Source organism: Mycobacterium simulans (assembly GCF_900232995.1).
In the GTDB taxonomy this organism is placed as follows: domain Bacteria; phylum Actinomycetota; class Actinomycetes; order Mycobacteriales; family Mycobacteriaceae; genus Mycobacterium; species Mycobacterium simulans.
On sequence record NZ_OCVX01000003.1, the window covers coordinates 1178495 to 1196971 of the forward strand.

The following is an 18477-nucleotide window of genomic DNA, read 5'->3' on the forward strand; positions in this document are numbered from 1 at the left end:
GGTATCGGTTGGGTTGCGCACCGATCAGAGGTTCATCCCAGGTCTATTTCAAGCCTGTTCGGCGCCTTTGAGCACTAGTTACATTCACCCACTATGGCGGGCAGTGACGCCCGAGTTATGTGGAGGTACCGACGAAAATGATTCACATCGCGCGTACCTGGCGGGTGTTCGCCGGGGGCATGGCCGCCGGTTTCGTCGGCGTCATGATCATTGCGGGCGGTAGAGCATCGGCAGATCCTGGGTTTCCATTGCCTCCATTGCCACCCGCCCCTACCCCAAGCGCGCAGATGGTGGCACCGCCGGTCCAGAACCTCACGGCGGTCCCCGGAGGCGTCAATACCAACAGGTTCGCCCCGGCACCGGCGCAGGCACCGGCGCCCGCGCCGGCCGCGTCGCCGCTTGCACCCGCGGCCATCGGGACCGCGCCCGCGGCGGCGCCGATGCCACCCACGATGACACCGGCCATCACCGGGACGCTGCGGGATTACCTCCACGCGAAAGGAGTCAAGCTCGAGGCCCAGCGGCCCCAGGGATTCAAGGCGCTCGACATCACGTTGCCGATGCCCCCTCGCTGGACGCATGTGCCCGACCCCAACGTGCCCGACGCGTTCGCCGTGATCGCCGACAGGGTCGGCGGCACCAGCATCTACACATCGAACGCGCAGGTGGTCGTGTACAAGCTGGTCGGTGACTTCGATCCCGCCGAGGCCATCACCCACGGCTACGTCGACAGCCAGCAACTGCTCGCCTGGCAGACGACCAACGCTTCAATGGCCAACCTCGGCAGCTTCCCGTCGTCAGTCATCGAGGGCACTTACCGCGAAAACGACATGACACTCAACACTTCGCGGCGCCACGTCATCGCCAGCTCAGGACCCGACAAGTACCTGGTGTCGTTGTCGGTGACCACCGCTGCGTCCCAGGCGGTTGCCGATGCCCCGGCCACCGACGCCATCATCAATGGCTTCCGGGTGGCCGCACCGACAGCACCAACGGCGGCCGCCCAGGCGCCTGCGCGGATAGCGGTACCGACGGTGGCCGCCCAGGCGCCTGCCGCGCCGAGTCATCCGGCACCCCTTGCCGTCCCCGGACAGCAGCCGTCGACCAACCTCACTCCCGTGCCCAGCTTGGCCCCCGCACCGTCGCCGCAGACCATCCTGACGCCTAACCGTCCGCCACTGACCACCGTGACGCCCGTCCCGGGGCGCTAACCCGCCACCCGCCTGTGGAGCCGAGCAAGCGAGGTCAGCGATGAGCTCGTATTGTGAGCGCATGTTTATCGCGGGCGTGCTGTGCGTGTGCGCGGCTGTCGTCTCGGCGATGTTCGGCGTCTCGTCGCTAGCCCAGGAACCCACCCCGGACGCGACCCAGCTGGCGCTGCGCGCGATGGCGCCCACCCAGCTGGCCGCCGCGATAATGCTGGGCGCCGGGGGAGTGGTGGCTCTGGCCGCCTCCCCGCACACTGCCTTGGTGGTGGTGATCGTCTGTGTTGCCGGTGCACTCGGCACACTCGCTACCGGCTCTTGGCAGAGCGCGCGATACGCGCTGCGCCGTGAGACGGCAAGCACGAAGGCAGCCAGCTGCGACGGCGCCTGCGCGACCTGCAACCTGTCCTGCCACTGAGAAACCGCGCTTCGTCGTGTTAACGCGGCTGAGAGCAATCCGGGTCGATTCGCTGCTGTTGGCGTTGGCCGCGGCGGTGGCCATCGCCGCCCTGCTGCCGGCTCGCGGTAGCGCCGCGGACGCGATGGCGGTCGCGGCCAGAGCGGCCATCGCGTTGCTCTTCTTCCTCTATGGCGTCCGGTTGTCGCCGCAGCAAGCCTGGCACGGTATGCGCCAGTGGCGCCTGCACCTGTTGGTGCTGGCCACCACCTTTGTGATTTTCCCGCTGCTTGGGTTGGCCACTCGGGTGCTCGTGCCGTCACTGCTCACCACCGACCTGTACAACGGGATGCTGTTCTTGTGTCTCGTCTCGTCGACGATGCAGACCTCTGTCGCATTTACGTCAATAGCGCGCGGCCACGTCTCGGCCGCGATGGTCAGCGCGTCGCTGTCCAGCCTCGTCGGTCTGTTTCTCACCCCACTTCTGGTGGTGCTGCTGATGAAGACCGGCGCCGGCTTCCGCGTCAGTAGCGACGCGATCATCGAACTGGTGCTGCAGTTGTTGCTGCCGTTCGGGCTGGGCCAGCTCGTCCGGCCATGGCTCGCGCCGGTCATCCTCAACCGTGCGACGCTGATCCAGGTAGCCGACCGCGTGGCCATCATGCTGGTGGTGTACACCGCGTTCTCGATGGGGGTGGTCGAAGGAATTTGGGTCAGCGTCGACCCGTGGCACCTGGTCTCAGTCGCGGTTCTCGCCCTCTTGTTGCTCGCGGTGGTGCTGACCTACACCACACTGGTCGGGCGGCTGGCTCGGCTCGACCGCGGCGATGCGATCGTGCTGCTGTTCTGCGGTTCGAAAAAGAGCCTGGCAGCGGGGCTTCCGATGGCGTGGGTGTTCTTCGACGCCGCCACGGTCGGGTTGATCATGTTGCCGCTGATGCTCTTTCACCAGATCCAATTGGTCGTCTGCTCGATGATCGCCAGCAGGTTGGCCCGGGAGGCGGCCGACGAGCCCGGTGCGGCGAGGGCGGCCGCGATGCAGGAACCCGACGAACCAGGGGAGTGCGTCAATTCCGGCTGACGCCGATCCGCAAGTTGGTGCAGGCGCAACAGCCCTACGCAATCCCCGGCACGCCGGTGCGCCCTGGTCCGCCGAGAACCGTGGACGGTACGCCAGCTTTGCCTCCCACACACGATCGCTCATCGACAATCAGGACAATCAGTACGTCTATCGCGGCCGGAATTGGTCGGTTCTATCAAATGCGTGGCAATTACCAATAGCCCGACCTTTCGGTTGGCACGATGTAAAGTATTTGTACAAAGCGCATCTTATGGCGGGCTAGGCTAGGGGGGGAAGTCGCAAGAAGGTCTTCCTTTCGGGGACCTCACCCGCAATTAGCGACCAGCGCCGCCTTAGCGGCGCGACACCAAACGCCCAGCGCCCCGATCCCAGTGCCATCGACGTGCCGGCCGGATTCGACGGATCGAAAGAACTTCCGCTGCATGGGCCGCAATTATGCTGCGCCAGAAGCGATTCCCAGTCGCATTGCGACGCCAGCGGCGTGATGAGTGCGGCGGTGGACGCCGGAGCTCGTTCATGCCAGGTCGAGCGAACATCAGATAGGCGAAGAGGCAAGAGCTGCAAGTCGCTATGCCGGCCCAACCCAAAAATTTATAAGAATTCGCCAAATACCCGAGGCCCGGCCGAGCGATGGTTATAACGTCCAGATTGTTTCGGGCGGCACATCTCTCGCCCGCCCGGATACGCGCCATGCCAGGTATGCACAACGGAGGTGCTGATGTCATCGTTCGTGATCGCCACGCCGGAAATACTCAGCGCTGCTGCAGCCGAGATAGCCGGTGTTGGGTCGGCAGTCAGCGCCGGCAACGCCGCCGCAGCCGGCGCCACGACCGCTCTGCTCGCCGCGGGTGCCGACGAGGTCTCAACGGCCATTGCGGCGCTATTTTCGGGTCACGCCCAGGAATACCAATCGATCAGCGCACAACTCGAGCAGTTTCACCAGCGGTTCGTCGCGGCGTTGGACCGCTCCTCCACCATATACGCGGCCGCCGAGGCCGCCAATGCCTCGCCCTTGCAGACCCTCGAGCGAGAAGTGCTCGCGGTGATCAACGCACCCACCCAGGCACTGCTGGGTCGCCCGCTGTGGGGCAACGGCTCCAACGGTGCACCGGGGACCGGTCAAGCCGGTGGGGATGGCGGCTTGTTGTGGGGTAACGGAGGCAACGGCGGTTCGGGCGCAGTCGGCCAAAACGGCGGAGCCGGCGGGTCGGCTGGACTGTTCGGTCGCGGTGGCGACGGCGGAGCAGGTGGCGCGGGCGTAGCCGGCGGCAGTGGCGCGGCCGGCGGGACCGGCGGGACGGGAGGAGTGTTCTTCGGCACCGGCGGCAACGGCGGGGCCGGCGGTGTCGGCGGCACCGGCGGCGCCGGTCTCATTGGCGGGACTGGAGGAATCGGTGGAGCGGGCGGCACCGGCGGGCTGCTGTTCGGCCAGGGCGGAGCCGGCGGGGCCGGCGGCACCGGCGGCACCGCCCTGGCCGCTGTACACGAGACAGGCGCCGCGGGCGCGGGCGGCACAGCGGCCGCCGGCAGCATCACCGCCGCCGCCGGCATCGGCGGCAACGGCGGAACCGGCGGCAACGGCGGCTCCACCAGCGCCGCCGGCACCGCCGGCACTGGAGGCACCGGCGGCATCGGAGGCACCAGCACCGGCACCGGCGGGACCGGCGGCAACGGCGGCAACGGCGGCAACGCCGCGGGCGCCGCGGCCGGAAACGGAGGAACTGGAGGCGCCGGCGGCGTCAGCACCGGGAACAACGGCGTCGGCGGCACCGGCGGCCAGGGCGGCAATGGCGGCACTGGTCTCGGCAAGGGAGGCACCGGCGGGACCGGCGGTGCCGGCGGCATGGCCACCGGCGACTTCGGCACCGGCGGGACCGGCGGCCAGGGCGGCAGCGGAGGCATCGACACCGGCGACGGGGGCACCGGGGGCAACGGCGGCGCTGGCGGCAATGCCACCGGCAACGACGGCAACGGCGGCACCGGCGGCCAGGGCGGCAACGGCGGCGACGGCGTGTTCAACGCCGGCAAGGGAGGCAACGGAGGCGCCGGCGGGAACGCCGTCGGCGCCGACGGCACAGGCGGCAACGGCGGCACCGGCGGCACCGGCGGCTTGGTCACCGGCAACAACGGCACTGCCGGCGGCAACGGCGGCAACGGCGGGGTCGGCGGCACCGGGACGAGCGTCGGCGGCAACGGCGGCACCGGAGGCACCGGCGGCAACGGCGGCACTGGCACCACAGGCACCGGAGGCACCGGCGGCACCGGAGGCACAGGCGGTGCCGGAGGCAACGCCACTGGCCCCGGCGGCACCGGAGGCGACGGCGGCAACGGCGGCATCGGTGGCATCGGGGGCGCCGGCACCGGTGGGCCCGGCGGTCCCCCACCTAGCATTGGGGTAGCCGGCGGGCCAACCGAAGGCGATCCCAACTCTGGAGCCACGGGCGGCCAGGGCGGTACCGGAGGTGACGGCGGAACAGGCGGCCCGGCGTAATAGCCTGTGACTACATCTAGGCGCCTCTAACCCGTCCATTTCGACCAGCAAAGCGGCTGAAGTCGTATTGTGAGCCCATGCAGCTCGCGGGCGCGCAAAAGATCGTGCGTTGAACGTCGTGTTAACGCGGCTGAAAGCGCTCCCGATCGATACGTTCCTATTGGCTCTGGCCGTCACGTTGATCATTGCCGCGCTCGTACCGGCTCGTGGTATCGGCGCGGACATAATGTCGATCGCCGCCAAAGCGGCCATCGCGTTGCTGTTCTTCCTCTACGGCGCCCGATTGTCGCCGCAACAAGCCTGGCACGGTATGCGCCAGTGGCGACTGCACCTGATGGTGCTGGCCACCACCTTCGTGGTGTTTCCGCTGCTTGGGCTGGCCGCTCGGGCGCTGGTGCCCTCGGTGCTGACGCCCGACTTGTACACCGGACTGCTTTTCATGTGCCTAGTCCCGTCGACAGTGCAGTCGGCTATCGCGTTTACGTCGATGGCGCGGGGTCACGTCTCGGCTGCCATGGTCACGGCGTCACTGTCCAACATCCTCGGCTTGGTGTTGACCCCACTGTTGGTGATGATGTTGATCAACCCCGACGGCGGCAACCTAATCGAAGCCGACGGGGTTCTCGAAATACTGCTACAACTGATGGTGCCATTCGGCTTGGGTCAGCTGGCGCGGCCGTTGCTCACGCCCGTGCTTGTCCGGCATGTGGTGTTGATCAAATTGGTTGACCGCGGGTCGATTCTGCTGGCCGTGTACACCGCCTTCTCCATGGGCATGGTCGAGGGGGTCTGGGGCAAGGTCGATCCGTGGCATCTGGTCTCGGTGAGCGTTATCGCCGCCGTCCTGCTCGCGCTGGTGCTTACCTACACCGCCGTCATCGGCCGGATGGCCCGGCTCGGCCGCGGTGACGCGATCGTGCTGTTGTTCTGCGGCTCGAACAAAGCCCTGGCGTCGGGTCTTCCGATGGCGTGGGTGCTGTTCCCCGCCAGCACGGTCGGGTTGGTGATGGTGCCGCTGATGCTTTTCCACCAATTCCAGCTGATCGCGGGTACGCTGCTCGCCGGCAGGCTGGCGCGGACCGCGGCCGTCTTGGAACCCGACGAAGTCGGGGAAGTGCTCTAGTTGCGGCTGACGTCGATCGGGTGGGTGGCCAGCAACGAAAGCGGCAGCGGCTGACGACGCAGCACCTGCCCCCACAGGTCTTCCCTCGGCCCAACCAGAACGTCAGATGGCAACGCCGACAACACAATCCAGTCGTCCCGCTCGATTTCGCCTTCGAGCTGACCGATGGTCCAGCCGGAGTAGCCTGCGAAGATTCGCACCCCCTCCACCAACGGCGCGATCAGCTCAGGTTCGGCGTCCAGATCGACCATCACCATCCGGCCGGCGACATGGCGTAAACCCGGCACGCCGTCGGGATCCGCGCCGACCCGCAGTGTCGCCAGACACAGGGCCGCGTCGCGCTTGACCGGGCCCCCAATGAACATCGTCTTGGGCTTGGCCGCGATCTTGGCCCACTGCGGCAACACGTTGTAGACCGCGGTTTCACTGGGCCGGTTGAGCACCACACCCAGGGTGCCGCCATCGTTGTGCTCAACGATGTAGATCACACTGCGTCGAAATGTCGGTTCCAGAAGATCGGTGTTGGCCAACAGCAAGGTCCCCGCTCGCACCCGTTGCGCGGCGGGCACCACATAGTCTTCGGGATCTTCATGCGGCGCCACCTGAACATCATCGCACCCACCGCAACTGCGTCCGGGGCAAACGAGCGTGGCCCATACATATTTGTAATGTTGACGAGGTCGGCGTAGCGCGGCGAGCCTTGCCTGCCCCGATCGTGGAAGTGGGTTCTGTGGTTCAAAGCCGGATGCACGCAATCGCACCCGTCAGTCTGTGGCGGTCGGTGCGTGGTTTGCCCGACTTTTGGCGACTGCTGCAGCTGCGCATAGTGAGCCAGTTCGGCGATGGCCTCTTCCAGGCGGGTTTGGCCGGAGCGCTGCTGTTCAACCCTGACCGCGCCGCCGATCCGATGGCTATCGCGCGCGCATTCGCGGTGCTGTTCCTGCCCTATTCGCTGTTGGGTCCCTTCGCGGGAGCGATGCTGGACCGCTGGGATCGCCGGCTGGTGCTCGTCGGCGCCAACATCGGCCGCCTCGCGTTCATCGCCGCGATTGGCACGATTCTGGCGCTGGGAGCGGGCGATCTGTTGCTGTTGTGTGTAGCTCTGCTGGCCAACGGCTTGGCCCGGTTCGTTGCCTCGGGCCTGTCGGCGTCGTTGCCTCACGTCGTGCCACGCGAAAAGGTCGTCACGATGAACTCGGTGGCCACGGCATCGGGCGCGGTCGCGGCGTTTCTGGGCGCTAATTTCATGTTGCTGCCACGCTGGCTGGCTGGCGGCGGCGACCGGGGCGCCGCCGCGGTCATTTTCACCGCCGCCATTCCAGTGACGATCGCATTGTTGCTGTCGATGCGGTTCGCCCCACGCGTGCTCGGCCCGGATGACACCAAACGCGCCATCCACGGATCCGCCGTCTACGCGGTGGTCACCGGATGGCTCCACGGCGTGCGCACGGTCGTCCAGCTCCCGACGGTCGGCTCGGCCCTCTCCGGACTGGCCGCGCACCGCATGGTGGTCGGTATCAACTCGCTGGTCGTCTTGCTGCTGGTCCACCACATGGCCGATGTGGACGTCGAAGGGTTGGGTACCGCCCTGGTGTTCTTCGCCGCGACCGGACTGGGGGCCTTCCTGGCGAACGTGCTGACCCCGGGCCTGATCCGGCGCTGGGGGCGCTACGCGACGGCCAATGGCGCGTTGGTGGCGGCCGCCGTCATTCAGACGGCCGGCGCCGCACTGCTGCTACCGGTGATGGTGGTGTGCGGGTTTTTGCTGGGCGTGGCCGGCCAGGTGGTCAAGCTGTGCGCTGATTCGGCCATGCAGATCGACGTCGATGACGCGCTGCGCGGTCACGTGTTCGCGGTGCAGGATGCGTTGTTCTGGGTCTCATACATCGCCTCGGTCACGGTTGCTGCGGTGTTGATTCCCGCCGACGGGCGCGCGCCCATGATCGTGTTGTTCGGGTCGCTGATCTACCTGATCGGGCTCGTTGTTCACACCCTCGTCGGCCGGCGAGGCCAACCCGCAAACAATAGTTAGGGAGGTTAATCATGGCCGGTCCCGGTCCTATCGTGGCTGATCTGCGGGCCGAAAGCGACGACCTGGATGCGCTTGTTTCGCCACTTCCGCCCGAGCGGTGGATGGACTCGACACCAGCGCCCGGCTGGACCATCGCACACCAGATCGGTCACCTGTTGTGGACCGACCGAGTTGCACTGACGGCGGTCACCGACGAGGCCGGGTTCGCCGATGTGCTGACCGCAGCGGCGGCCGATCCCGCCGGCTTCGTCGACGCCGGCGCCGAAGAGGTGGCGGCATTGCCGGCAGGCGATCTCCTCAACGACTGGCGAATCACCCGGGGGCGGCTGCACGAGGCGCTGCTGACGGTTGCCGAAGGCCGCAAGTTACCGTGGTTCGGGCCACCGATGAGTGCGGCATCGATGGCTACCGCACGGTTGATGGAGACCTGGGCACACGGATTGGATGTCGCCGACTGTCTCGGTATTCGGCGACCCGCCACCGACCGATTGCGATCGATCGCGCACCTCGGCGTTCGAGCCCGCGACTACGCCTTCGTCGTCAACAATCTGACCCCCCCAACCGAACCGTTCCTGGTCGAACTGCGCGGACCCGGCGGAGATACCTGGTCCTGGGGACCGGCGGACGCGGCCCAACGCGTCAGCGGCTCAGCCGAGGACTTCTGCTTCTTGGTCACTCAGCGACGCGCGCTCAGTTCCCTTGATGTGGCGGCTGTAGGGGAGGACGCGCAGAAGTGGTTGTCGATCGCGCAAGCCTTCGCGGGGCCACCCGGCGCCGGGCGATGAGCGCGCGCAGCGCGCGAAGAGAGCCGGGGCCCATCAGCCCAAGCGCCGGGCGATGAGCGCGCGCAACCCAAGAAGAGCCGCGCCAGTTCTGTCGGTCTATCCGGTCAATATCCGATACTGAGCCGCCATTTGTTGATGTGCACTGTCGAGTTGGCGGCCTGTGGTCTTGATGGTGTAGCGACCCGCGGTGGCCAGACACCAGTATCTGGGCACCAGCCCATTGGCTCCTGCGATGCGAGTGCATCGACTTTGGGGCATCCCAGGCACGGGTGCAGCCGCCTGGGCAGCCGGAGTTGCAGCGGCCGCGTCGCCGAGACTTTGAGACAGCATTTGTGCCGCGGCGGGGTCTTTGGCCTGGTAAACGGTCGACAAATTGATCGAAACGTAGTCGACTCCCGCTGTGCTGAGTGCAGGCGCAGTTTGGACAGGATTGTCTTCCAAGTGCAGGGCACCGACAGGCGGGTAGGCAGCACCGGTTGTGGAAGTTGCTTGGTCAGCAGGCAGTGGCAGGGTCCGGGCGACGAGCCCAGTGGGGTCGAGCGGGAGCGTAGCGAATTGCTGGGCGGCGGTGGCGTCAAACGCATCGACCATAGGGAGCTGCAGGTCGAGTGTGCGTGCAACCAGCGGTGCTGCGCAGTCAGCGCCGGCGGCGCAGCGAGCCACCTGCACTAGGACATACGGGCCATGTGCGGTGAACACGGAAAGCTCTCGCACTGTTTGCGCACCCTCTTGAAAGGTCAGCAGCACCCCCGCGGCATCGGGATGACCCGGGACAGGTACCGCCCGCTCGGGCTCGATCACGATCGGGGTGACGCTAGGCACTCGCGGCATATTCATCGCTCTCGCCGACATGCCTTGGGCGGCAGCCGTTGCCGCGGCTGGGTCGGCGAATCGCAGCACTGCATTGCGCAGCGACATCTGCGCATCAGGACGTGAGGTTTGCCGCTCCGACGTGAATCCAACGACGAACGGCAGGTTATAGGCACCGCCCATAATCGGCGTCCACACGACCCGCGAAAGTTGTGCAAAGTCCTCGATCACGGACGCGCGGTTTGAGCCCACAGCGGTCAGGGTGTTGTCGGCTTGCCACGGTCCCACAACGTAGGCGGCCATCCGGCGGCCCTCAACGAGGCGCCCGGCTTGCTCGGAGCCGGCGTCACCCAGTGCGGGTAGCGGGGTGGTCGGATAGTTGCCGGAATCGAGCAGCGACGTGTTCACCGCCGACGGCTGGGGCGGCGATTGGGCCGATGGATGCGCCGTATCTGTACCGGTGTGGCTACAACCGACCAGTACCGCGGCCAGTAACACGGCCAGCTTCCGGGGGTGGCGTTGTCGCGCTTGGCGCATCACTTTCCTTCACCGGCCCAAGGCTGGGTGTCGCTAAAGCTGACAGATCTTCCAGCCATCTTCGAGTTTGAGCCGCATGGTAACCACACGCGACCCCAGTGCCTCGTTTTGGGCTTGTAGGGTCGCGGTCGCGGTATCCCCGGTGATCACGATCGAGGTGACCGCGATCGTGGAGATACCGGTTTCAGCTCGGCCCTTCTTCACGTAGTCCATCGTGGGGCCGTTGAACTTCGCGCGCATCGCAGAGCACATCAATTCGGTGTAGGCATCCCAATTCTGGGTGTTATAGGCGTCCTGGAAGGCGGCGAGGGTTTCGCGTATCTGATCCTCGGCGGACACCGTTGTTGTAGGCGGGGGCGCGAGGGGGGTACCGGTGGGTGTCGATGCGGTGCCCGTCGCCGGCGCGGAGGTGCGCTCGGCGACCGGGTTGCCTCCTGTCATACCGGAACACGAAGCGCTGGCCCCAGCGGAGACAAGTAATACACCGACAGTCACCACGATCGAAGTTGAGGTGTTCATCGGTATAGGTTCCCTATCGTTGCCTGGGCAACTTGGCCGCCGTCGCGCTGGCCAATGCGGCGACATCGTTGCCGCCGGTTGCACGGCATTGCCGAATGTCGATGATGACATTGCCGCGCGCCAGGATTCCGTGTTGGCAGGACGCCGCGCCGCCACGCAGTGTGGCCTCAATAGTCAAGACTCCCGCTGTCGTGAGCGGCTGGCCAAACTCCCACATTTGCGCAGCTTCACCGGGGTGGGTCACTGCGATGGCTTTTCCGCCGCACAGGCCCCATTGCCCGCGTTGGCTGACGTAGAGCGCGCCCCCTTTGTCCTGGGACGAGAACGCGATGACAGCCTCGGTGACGCTGTCTTGCCATATCGCTTCGTTCATCCCGCGGAGCACCTGGGCCGCCACTCCGGTGTAGCCGCTTGCGCCGTACACCGACCGCTGGGCTGGTGCCCACGCGCCCGCACATTGTGGATTGTCCACGGTTGCGGCGTCATCGAACAAGGTTGCGCTATCGCGTTCCAGTATCACCGGATTCCCGCCCGAGATGCTGGCAATCTGGTTGGTGGCCAACAGGATTGGTCGCAACTCAGCGCTGGTGACGTCGGTAGCCGGCGGTAGCTGCGAAGCAATGGATGCGGGGGTTGTTCCGGTTCCCGGCCCAGCCTGGGGTCCAGTGCTGAGGCTCGTTGGCGTCTCGTTGGGCCAATTCGCGAAGGCAACTGCGCCGGCCCCAACCAGCGCGACCGTACCCAGCGCCACTCCGATCACAAAGCGCCTCCGCCGCCGCGACAATGGATAAGCCTGCCGGCCTGAGGGCGGCGCGGCCAGGGTGGGCGGTCCGCCCGGCTGCCACCCTGGCGCGAGGGGGCTTTGAGATTGCGGATAGGTGCTGACTTCACCGCTAGGTATGGGGGCTAGCGACCCGCCACGCGCCGAACCGTGCAATGCGCCTGCCGCGGCGTGCGCGAGTTCGCCCGCCGAGCGGAATCGCGAACCGGGGTCTTTGGCCATTGCGGTGGCGATCACCTGATCGAATGCGTGGGGCAACGACGGCACGAGGTCGGTGACGCGCGGCGGAGCAGCGAACAAGTGAGCCGTCATCACCGCTGCAGCTCCATTGGCGGCAGGAAACGGCGTCTGGCCGGTGAGCAGTCGAAACAGGCTGCAGCCCAACGAGTAGATGTCGACACGGCCATCGATTGGCGCATTTGTCAGCACTTCGGGTGCCGCGTAGGCAACCGTGGCCAGTACTGCGCCAGTTGCGGTCAGCCCGACATCGTCAAGCGCACGTGCGATACCGAAATCACCCAAGAAGACCCGCTCGCCCGGGCCGACCGGTCCCGAGAGCAGAAAGTTCGCGGGCTTGACGTCGCGGTGCATCACGTTTCGGGAGTGGGCGAAGTCGAGCGCCTTGGCTACCTCGGTGATGACGTGCACGGCACGCTGCGGGGCCATGGTTCCATCTCGAAGCGCAGCGTCGGCGTCGGTGCCGTCGACGAACTGCATGGCGATCCACAACTGGCCATCCGGGGTCTGGCCACGGTTGTACACCGACACGATCTGGGGATGCTCCAGCGCCGCGGCCATATCGGCTTCCCTGATGAACCGCGCACGAAAGTTGGGGTCGCGACAGAGTTCGGCGGAGAGCACCTTGAGGGCGCTACGGCGCGGCAACGCGGGGTCGGCGGCCAGATAAACCGTGCCCATACCGCCGCTGCCCAGAACCTGCTCGATGCGATAACCGCCGACCACGGAGCCGACCGTCAACATTTAAACCACCCCTTACGGCCGACCTACCCGTGCGGGGTGGCCGCAGTGCGACGTTGTTCTCATCGGACCGCTACCGCGGGTCAGTGGGGTCGCCTTCAACGACAACGCGCGCGCGTGCCACAGCGTCCTTATCGGATTCCGCGCCGTTTCCACGACCCAGCATGCCCGCCGGCGTCATCGGCATTGGCGCACCACCCATCCCCGACGCTGTGGGACCGCGTACCTCGGCGGCGTTGAGCACACCGGCGCGCAGGCTGGTCGGTCTGCCGCCCGGCTCGAAGCTGCTAGTGGGGCGCGTGTAGCTGGTCAGTCCGGCACCGGGGAAAGCACCGCCCCCGCCGCCGGCCGCCCCGCCTGCCGTACCACCGGCAGCCGCGACCGGCTCCGCAACGGCGGCCGCGGCACTCGAAGCCCCGCCGCCCGTCGGAAACATTCCACCCATCGCCTGCATCATGCTCTGCGGCAGGCTGCTGAAGCCCTGCATCGCCTGCATCGGCATCTGGGCTAGCTGTTTTAACGGTTCGGTGGCACTCGACATCATCTGCATGGGTTGCTGCATCAGCGAACTGAGCTGCCCGGTCGCCTCAGCAGGGGCGGATGTGGTTTGCCCCGCCGTTTGCGCGACCTGGCTCGACGCCTGCACCGCATTGTTCATGCCCGTCTGGGCAGCCGCTTGGGCCACCGTTTCGGCCGCAGCCGCCGGCGCTGCCGGTGAAGCGCCCATCGGCGCTATCGGCGGGGGAATGGCCAATGCCGCAATCAATGCGCTCAGCGCGCCGGAGTACGTCCAGCCCACGCTCGAGTTGTGCGGCCAGTGTTCGCCGTAGTACTCGCCCTCTCGTTCGGCGATTGCCGGGGTGTTGACGCCGAAAATGTTGGTGTCATTCAACACCTGCGTCTCAACCCGGTTGGTGACAGAAACCACCGACGGAATCACCGCGGACCGCGCGATCGTGAACGCCTCGACCGCGGCTTGCGTGATGTTGATCTTCGCGGCGGTCCAGCCCACCAGCGTCTGCAAGCCGACGTTGAGTCCGGTCGCGGCGACGGTCGAAGCAACCGCACCCACGCCCTGCCACTGCGCGGCCGTCGCCAAGGTGTTAAGCGCGGACAGGCCCGCCGACAGTTCCTTATTAGCGGTCTCGGTGACCCATACGACGTTGTTGGCGATTACCGAGGCAGGCGAACCGGCCTCGAAGATCGCCGCAACGACCTCGGGCGGACCTGTCCACCGAGGATCGGGCATCCCGTCCTCCTACAGACCGAGAGTGGCTGCGTTGGCACCCTCGGCGGCGACTGTGGCACCGGAAGCCAGGCCCTGCGCCCCGGCGAAGCCTGCCCGCTGCCCGGCGTGTTCGGCAGCCGTGGCCAGGTAGGCAGCGCCAGCGGCGTTCAGCGCGGCCGCAAATTCAATCGAGTCAGCGTCGGGCGCCATCGGCATCACCCCGGTCAGCGCAGCCGCTCCAGCCGCGGTCGTTGCCGCCATTTCCTCGCTGATTCCCGCTTCCGCGGCCGCCGACAAATCGACGGCGCCTGGAACCATGCCGAACAGCCCACCCATGTCTGCCTCCAAACTTGATTGCGCAGCTTGCCCCCGCAAGCGAAGTTGTCTGAGTCTAAAGTCGGCCGCGCCCGCTGTCGATTCAGGTTCCCGGGTCGCCTACCAGCACTCCTTCGATCACGCCATCGGTCGTGACCAGCAGTCCCCGCCCGGGCGGCAGTTGCTGAGCACTCGTCCTGCCGAACACCTTCACCGCGGCCGGGTCGTTATCCATGAACAGCGTGGGCGCGCGAGAGCCCGTCATCTTCTGCAGGAACGGGTTGGTCACCGATACCCCGGCCCAGTTCCCGGGCAAACGCGACGCGATGACATGCAGACCGATCTCGCGGCCACGTTCGATCAAACCCCACAACGGGGCCGTCGCCGCGCCTTTGCCTACCACACCATGGGGACGTAGTTCCTGTTCATCATCGATCAGGACGAAGTGATGCGGGCCTTCCCAGTCGCTGCGGTTGAGCAGCTCCTCCTGGCTCAGACCCGAGGGAGGAAGGCGATCGCGCAGAATCTGGGCCACTTCGCCGATCACCGTGTCGATATCGTCGGCTGTGTAAGCGTATGCCCGCACATGATCACCCTGGATCTTGCCAATGAGCGAGGTCTTGGGGTCGATGATCGTGATCTGGGCCTGCTCGGGCGTGAAACGGCTCACGATCGCCTCGCCGAAAGCTGCCAAAGTCGTTGTCTTCCCACATAACTGGCGGCCGACCACCAGGAGGTTGGGCACCGCTCGGGCCGGCAGCACCGCCGGTTGCAGAGCGGTTTCGCCAATCCCGAAGGGAAGGTTCAACGGGTCGGCCGCCTCGGCGGCGCCCGCAAACGCGGCCATCACCTCGCTAAGCTGAACCCGCCCAGGAAGCCGCGCCAGGCTCTCCACCCGTCCGGCGCCGGTCAGGCCCGCGATGAACGGGCCGACATCGCGAGTCGCCACTCGTTCGCCACTAGCACCGATGATCTCCGGCACCCCAACCAGCAGCTCGTAGCCATCCCGGGTAACGCCGAACCCAGGCCTGTCCAGCGTGTTGCGCGCGGCCTTCTTTCGCTCAAAGCCTTCGCCCATCTGCGTTTCGTCGGGGTTGCTCAATCGCAGCTGGATGCGTGCGTTGGACACGTTGACCAATTGCTGCTTCTGCCCTACCAACCATGCCGTGGCGCTGGTCATGATGTGCACCCCATATGACAGACCCTGGCGCGCGATCGCGATCGCACGCTCCCCCATCACGGCGTCTTTGTCGTAGAGGTCGCTGAAGTTGTCGATGACGAGGAAGACGTCGCCGAACTTGTCACTCGGGTCGGTGCGTCCCGAACCGTCCGCGCCATCTGCGCCGAATCGTCGTTGCCGGAATTCGGAGATGTCGATCTGGTACCTCTTGAACGACGCCTCACGGGCCAGGATCAGCCCCTCGATCGAGGCTATGGTCCGTGACACGCCCTCGCTGTCGGTCGGGCTAACCACCGACGCCACATGCGGCAGCTCTTCGACCGGGTACAGCGACGCCCCGATACAGAAGAACGTCACCCGTTCGGGCCGGTACATCAACGCCGCGGAGGTCATCAACGTCATCAAGGTGGTGGACTTGCCGCGCTGGGCCGTCGCGACCACCATGATGTTGTCCATTTCGGCGTCGAGGGCGTGCACCCGTTGGGTGTGTTCCTCGGGGATGTCCACAACTCCCACTGGAAACACCAGACCGGGATTCTGCCCGTAATCGACATCCCAGGTGTTTCCGCGCCAACGGGCGACCAACATGTCGATCGGCTCGCTGACTTCTAAAGGCGGGAGCCAGATCTGGTGCGGCGGGCGTGCGGGGTACGAGACGAGGGAATCTCGGATGACGTCGACGAGCTTCTTCTTGCGAAAGCCATCGGCATGGAAGAGAAACTCGTCGGGTTCTTCGGGTTCGTCGGCCGTCGCCAAAGCCGCGCTGTCCGCTTCACTTAGCGGCTGGTACTCCCAGGTGTATGCACGCGGCTGAGAAAAGCTCACGGCCACAGTCTTGTTCACTTCCACTACCCGCTTCGGCACTACAAACGGAGCCGACACGTAAAAGCATCGGAACTGCTCCAGGTCACGCGGCCCAACTTTGAGAAGTGCGTAGCCGTTTTCCTTCGACGGCAGGTGCAGCGCCGAGTCGCTGCCGATCACGTCTCGAGAATCCTCCGCGGTCTCGGCGCGCAGGGCCACTCGAAAGGCGATGTTGCTCTTCACCTTACTTAGTGACGACAGATCCAAGCGCTGGCCTCCAAGGGTGAAGAATACGTTGCAGCCACGACCCTCCTGCCCAATGTGGATTACCAGATCGATCCACTCCGGATGGTGTATGAACAACTCGAGATACTCATCGATGATCACCAGCAGAATGGGAACCGGCTCCAGATCCCTTCCGGCGAGCCGCATCTCCTCGTATTCGTTGGCATCGCGGGCTCCGGCGTCTTTGAAAAGCCGGTAGCGCCTGGCGATCTCGCCGTTAATGGCTTTGCGCATCCGCTCGGCCAAATGGCGGTCGTCCTTGCCGAGGTTTGACAGCGAGCCGGCGACGTGCGGGAAACCTTGCAGATCCTGAGCCGCTGACTCGAACTTCATGTCCACAAAGATCACGATGAACGTTTCCGGGGAGTGGGTCAGCGCGATCCCGCTGCACAACGACAGGAAGTACTCCGACTTACCGGAGCCAGACGTCCCGATCACCACCGAGTGGAAGCCGTAACCGCCGAAGTCCTTGGCGCGCAATATTACGTACTGAAGCTCGCCGCCCTGCTTGACGCCGACCGGCACCATCGCCCATTTCGGGTCGCCCCGGCCTCGACTTTCGGCCCAGAGCCGGTCAACGTCCAATTCCCGTGGATCAGTGATGCCCAGTGCGCGCAGCAATTCGCCGCCTTGACTGTCGGTTTCGGACAACTCCCCGGCACTCATCGGTGACCAGCGGGCCAGCGCCCTTGCATATCTGTTGGCGGTGCTGTCGGCGAGCATATCCGCCACCGCGTAGAACGTGTCGCGATGCATGAGCCGGCCATCGCGCAGCGCGAAGCGTTGGCTGTCGTCGGCGAACCCGACGCCAACACCGACCCGAGTCGCCAGCCGCAACACCGTAATGCCCGCCATGCCCTTCTGCCCGGTCACGCCCTCCCATTGCTCGGGTGTGCCCACGTTGTCGTCGATGATCACCCAGTGCGGACCCAGTACCAGGCCGGCGGCCGACTCCATGGGCGACGGCATAGACGTCGGGCTGGCTCCGACCGGCGGCGCCCACGGTCCACGGCCCTTGCGGTGCAGCTCGGCATCGAGCGCCTCCTCCAGCTCGGTCGGCGACGCGAACACCAGCCGGCGCAGTCCGCAGGCGTCGAACATCTCGTCGTGCTGGTTGTGCGGGAGCCACACCAGCCACGACCACAGTTCGGGATGGCGGGTGACGACCATCAGCTTGAGATCATTGGGGCTGTGGTACACCGCGAGTGCGCACAAAATCGATCGCGCCAGACTGTGCAGTTCGCTCGGATCGTCGCCAATGAAACTGAATCCGGGTTTGGATCGCAGGCTCAGCACCTTGCCGATTCCACGAATCTTGCTCTGCTCGAGGATGAAATCCCTTAGCGCGCCGCCGGTTACCGGTTCGAGCTCTTCTCCGATCGGAACGTCGGGCCACTGCAAGGTAACCGCCGATTCGCTGGCCTGCTGCACGCCGACGCCAAGACGGACGTCGAGGAAGTCGGGGTCGGTGGGGCGTCGCTCCCACATTCGTGGGCCGCCGATCACGGTGTCCAGCTGCTGCGGATCACCATGCACGAACAGTTGACTGCGCCGCTGTTCCTGGGCAGCGCGCTGCACTTCGTCGCGGTCCTCATCGAGCTGGCGCAGATAGCTGCGGCGCTGCTTTTCTTGTTCTCCCCAACTGATTCGGCGGCCACGCCCAAACCGTCCGCCGAACATCAGGGCTCCGAAACCGACGAGGCCGATCATGGGGAAGAAGCCGGACTGTAGCGTCCGGATCCCGGATGCGTACATCACCACCAGAGTGCCGACGATCCCCACCAGCAGCGCCGGAAGGGCGATCATCAGCAGGATGTTTCGCGGTTCACGTTCCGGCAATGCCAGCGGCGCTGCGACAGCCACTCGCACCGGTGGAACATCTGGCGTTGGCCTGCGCTTGCCGCGGACGAAGCCTCGTTTGGACAT

At 65.9% G+C, this 18477-nt stretch carries 14 protein-coding genes; 7 read left to right on the forward strand and 7 right to left on the reverse strand.

What is annotated here, in order from left to right; genetic code table 11:
- The first annotated feature begins 137 nt into the window (after nt 1-137).
- The 5 genes from MSIMFI_RS06055 to MSIMFI_RS06075 all read left to right on the forward strand — a co-directional run bounded on the left by MSIMFI_RS06055 (nt 138) and on the right by MSIMFI_RS06075 (nt 6297).
- A complete protein-coding gene (locus tag MSIMFI_RS06055) occupies nt 138-1211 on the forward strand; it encodes an LpqN/LpqT family lipoprotein (protein ID WP_191496522.1) in 1074 nt (357 codons plus the stop codon).
- Nucleotides 1212-1272: 61 nt separating this feature from the next.
- Nucleotides 1273-1623, forward strand: a complete 351-nt coding sequence (locus MSIMFI_RS06060) for a hypothetical protein (RefSeq protein WP_191496523.1) — start codon at nt 1273-1275, stop codon at nt 1621-1623.
- A 16-nt stretch (nt 1624-1639) separates the two neighbouring features.
- The gene (locus tag MSIMFI_RS06065; protein ID WP_224770098.1) at nt 1640-2683 is read left to right on the forward strand and encodes a bile acid:sodium symporter family protein; all 1044 of its coding nucleotides are present in this window, start codon (nt 1640-1642) and stop codon (nt 2681-2683) included.
- A gap of 718 nt (nt 2684-3401) precedes the next feature.
- A complete protein-coding gene (locus MSIMFI_RS06070) occupies nt 3402-5174 on the forward strand; it encodes a PE family protein (protein ID WP_191496524.1) in 1773 nt (590 codons plus the stop codon).
- Nucleotides 5175-5292: 118 nt separating this feature from the next.
- The gene (locus MSIMFI_RS06075; RefSeq protein ID WP_191498052.1) at nt 5293-6297 is read left to right on the forward strand and encodes a bile acid:sodium symporter family protein; all 1005 of its coding nucleotides are present in this window, start codon (nt 5293-5295) and stop codon (nt 6295-6297) included.
- On the opposite strand, the gene MSIMFI_RS06080 is transcribed toward MSIMFI_RS06075, so the two are convergent.
- A complete protein-coding gene (locus MSIMFI_RS06080) occupies nt 6294-6899 on the reverse strand; it encodes a YqgE/AlgH family protein (protein ID WP_186245440.1) in 606 nt (201 codons plus the stop codon). The two genes, MSIMFI_RS06075 and MSIMFI_RS06080, sit on opposite strands and share 4 nt — an antisense overlap.
- A 143-nt stretch (nt 6900-7042) precedes the next feature.
- On the opposite strand from MSIMFI_RS06080, the gene MSIMFI_RS06085 reads away from it, so the two are divergent.
- A complete protein-coding gene (locus MSIMFI_RS06085) occupies nt 7043-8329 on the forward strand; it encodes an MFS transporter (RefSeq protein ID WP_191498053.1) in 1287 nt (428 codons plus the stop codon).
- Nucleotides 8330-8340: 11 nt separating this feature from the next.
- Nucleotides 8341-9114, forward strand: coding sequence for a TIGR03084 family metal-binding protein (locus tag MSIMFI_RS06090; protein WP_191496525.1), 774 nt, complete (start codon nt 8341-8343; stop codon nt 9112-9114).
- A 96-nt stretch (nt 9115-9210) separates the two neighbouring features.
- Here the strand turns inward: MSIMFI_RS06090 and MSIMFI_RS06095 are convergent, their stop codons facing one another.
- From MSIMFI_RS06095 to eccCa, 6 genes are all read right to left on the reverse strand, one after another.
- Nucleotides 9211-10461 carry a DUF7373 family lipoprotein gene (locus MSIMFI_RS06095; RefSeq protein ID WP_191496526.1) on the reverse strand — a complete coding sequence of 417 codons (1251 nt, stop codon included), beginning with the start codon at nt 10459-10461 and terminating at the stop codon, nt 9211-9213.
- A gap of 33 nt (nt 10462-10494) precedes the next feature.
- Nucleotides 10495-10980: an Rv0361 family membrane protein gene (locus tag MSIMFI_RS06100; protein WP_191496527.1), complete on the reverse strand. Its 486-nt coding sequence runs from the start codon at nt 10978-10980 to the stop codon at nt 10495-10497.
- A gap of 13 nt (nt 10981-10993) precedes the next feature.
- The gene (locus tag MSIMFI_RS29210; protein WP_191496528.1) at nt 10994-12742 is read right to left on the reverse strand and encodes a serine/threonine-protein kinase PknH/PknJ; all 1749 of its coding nucleotides are present in this window, start codon (nt 12740-12742) and stop codon (nt 10994-10996) included.
- 70 nt (nt 12743-12812) lie between these two features.
- Complete coding sequence (locus tag MSIMFI_RS06110) at nt 12813-13988, reverse strand: PPE domain-containing protein (protein ID WP_191496529.1); 1176 nt, start codon at nt 13986-13988, stop codon at nt 12813-12815.
- Between the two features lie 9 nt (nt 13989-13997).
- A complete protein-coding gene (locus MSIMFI_RS06115; protein WP_224770099.1) occupies nt 13998-14303 on the reverse strand; it encodes a PE family protein in 306 nt (101 codons plus the stop codon).
- A gap of 82 nt (nt 14304-14385) precedes the next feature.
- On the reverse strand, nt 14386-18477 hold the full coding sequence (gene eccCa, locus MSIMFI_RS06120; RefSeq protein ID WP_191496530.1) for a type VII secretion protein EccCa: 4092 nt from the start codon (nt 18475-18477) through the stop codon (nt 14386-14388).

Excerpts from the sequence above, each read along its gene's own strand:
- MSIMFI_RS06060 (WP_191496523.1), top strand. The coding sequence starts at position 1,273 with ATGTTTATCGCGGGCGTGCTGTGCGTGTGCGCGGCTGTCGTCTCGGCG.
- MSIMFI_RS06095 (WP_191496526.1), bottom strand. The coding sequence starts at position 10,461 with ATGCGCCAAGCGCGACAACGCCACCCCCGGAAGCTGGCCGTGTTACTG.
- MSIMFI_RS06055 (WP_191496522.1), top strand. The coding sequence starts at position 138 with ATGATTCACATCGCGCGTACCTGGCGGGTGTTCGCCGGGGGCATGGCC.
- MSIMFI_RS06090 (WP_191496525.1), top strand. The coding sequence starts at position 8,341 with ATGGCCGGTCCCGGTCCTATCGTGGCTGATCTGCGGGCCGAAAGCGAC.
- MSIMFI_RS29210 (WP_191496528.1), bottom strand. The coding sequence starts at position 12,742 with ATGTTGACGGTCGGCTCCGTGGTCGGCGGTTATCGCATCGAGCAGGTT.
- eccCa (WP_191496530.1), bottom strand. The coding sequence starts at position 18,477 with ATGTCCAAACGAGGCTTCGTCCGCGGCAAGCGCAGGCCAACGCCAGAT.
- MSIMFI_RS06115 (WP_224770099.1), bottom strand. The coding sequence starts at position 14,303 with ATGGGTGGGCTGTTCGGCATGGTTCCAGGCGCCGTCGATTTGTCGGCG.
- MSIMFI_RS06110 (WP_191496529.1), bottom strand. The coding sequence starts at position 13,988 with ATGCCCGATCCTCGGTGGACAGGTCCGCCCGAGGTCGTTGCGGCGATC.
- MSIMFI_RS06070 (WP_191496524.1), top strand. The coding sequence starts at position 3,402 with ATGTCATCGTTCGTGATCGCCACGCCGGAAATACTCAGCGCTGCTGCA.
- MSIMFI_RS06100 (WP_191496527.1), bottom strand. The coding sequence starts at position 10,980 with ATGAACACCTCAACTTCGATCGTGGTGACTGTCGGTGTATTACTTGTC.
- MSIMFI_RS06085 (WP_191498053.1), top strand. The coding sequence starts at position 7,043 with ATGCACGCAATCGCACCCGTCAGTCTGTGGCGGTCGGTGCGTGGTTTG.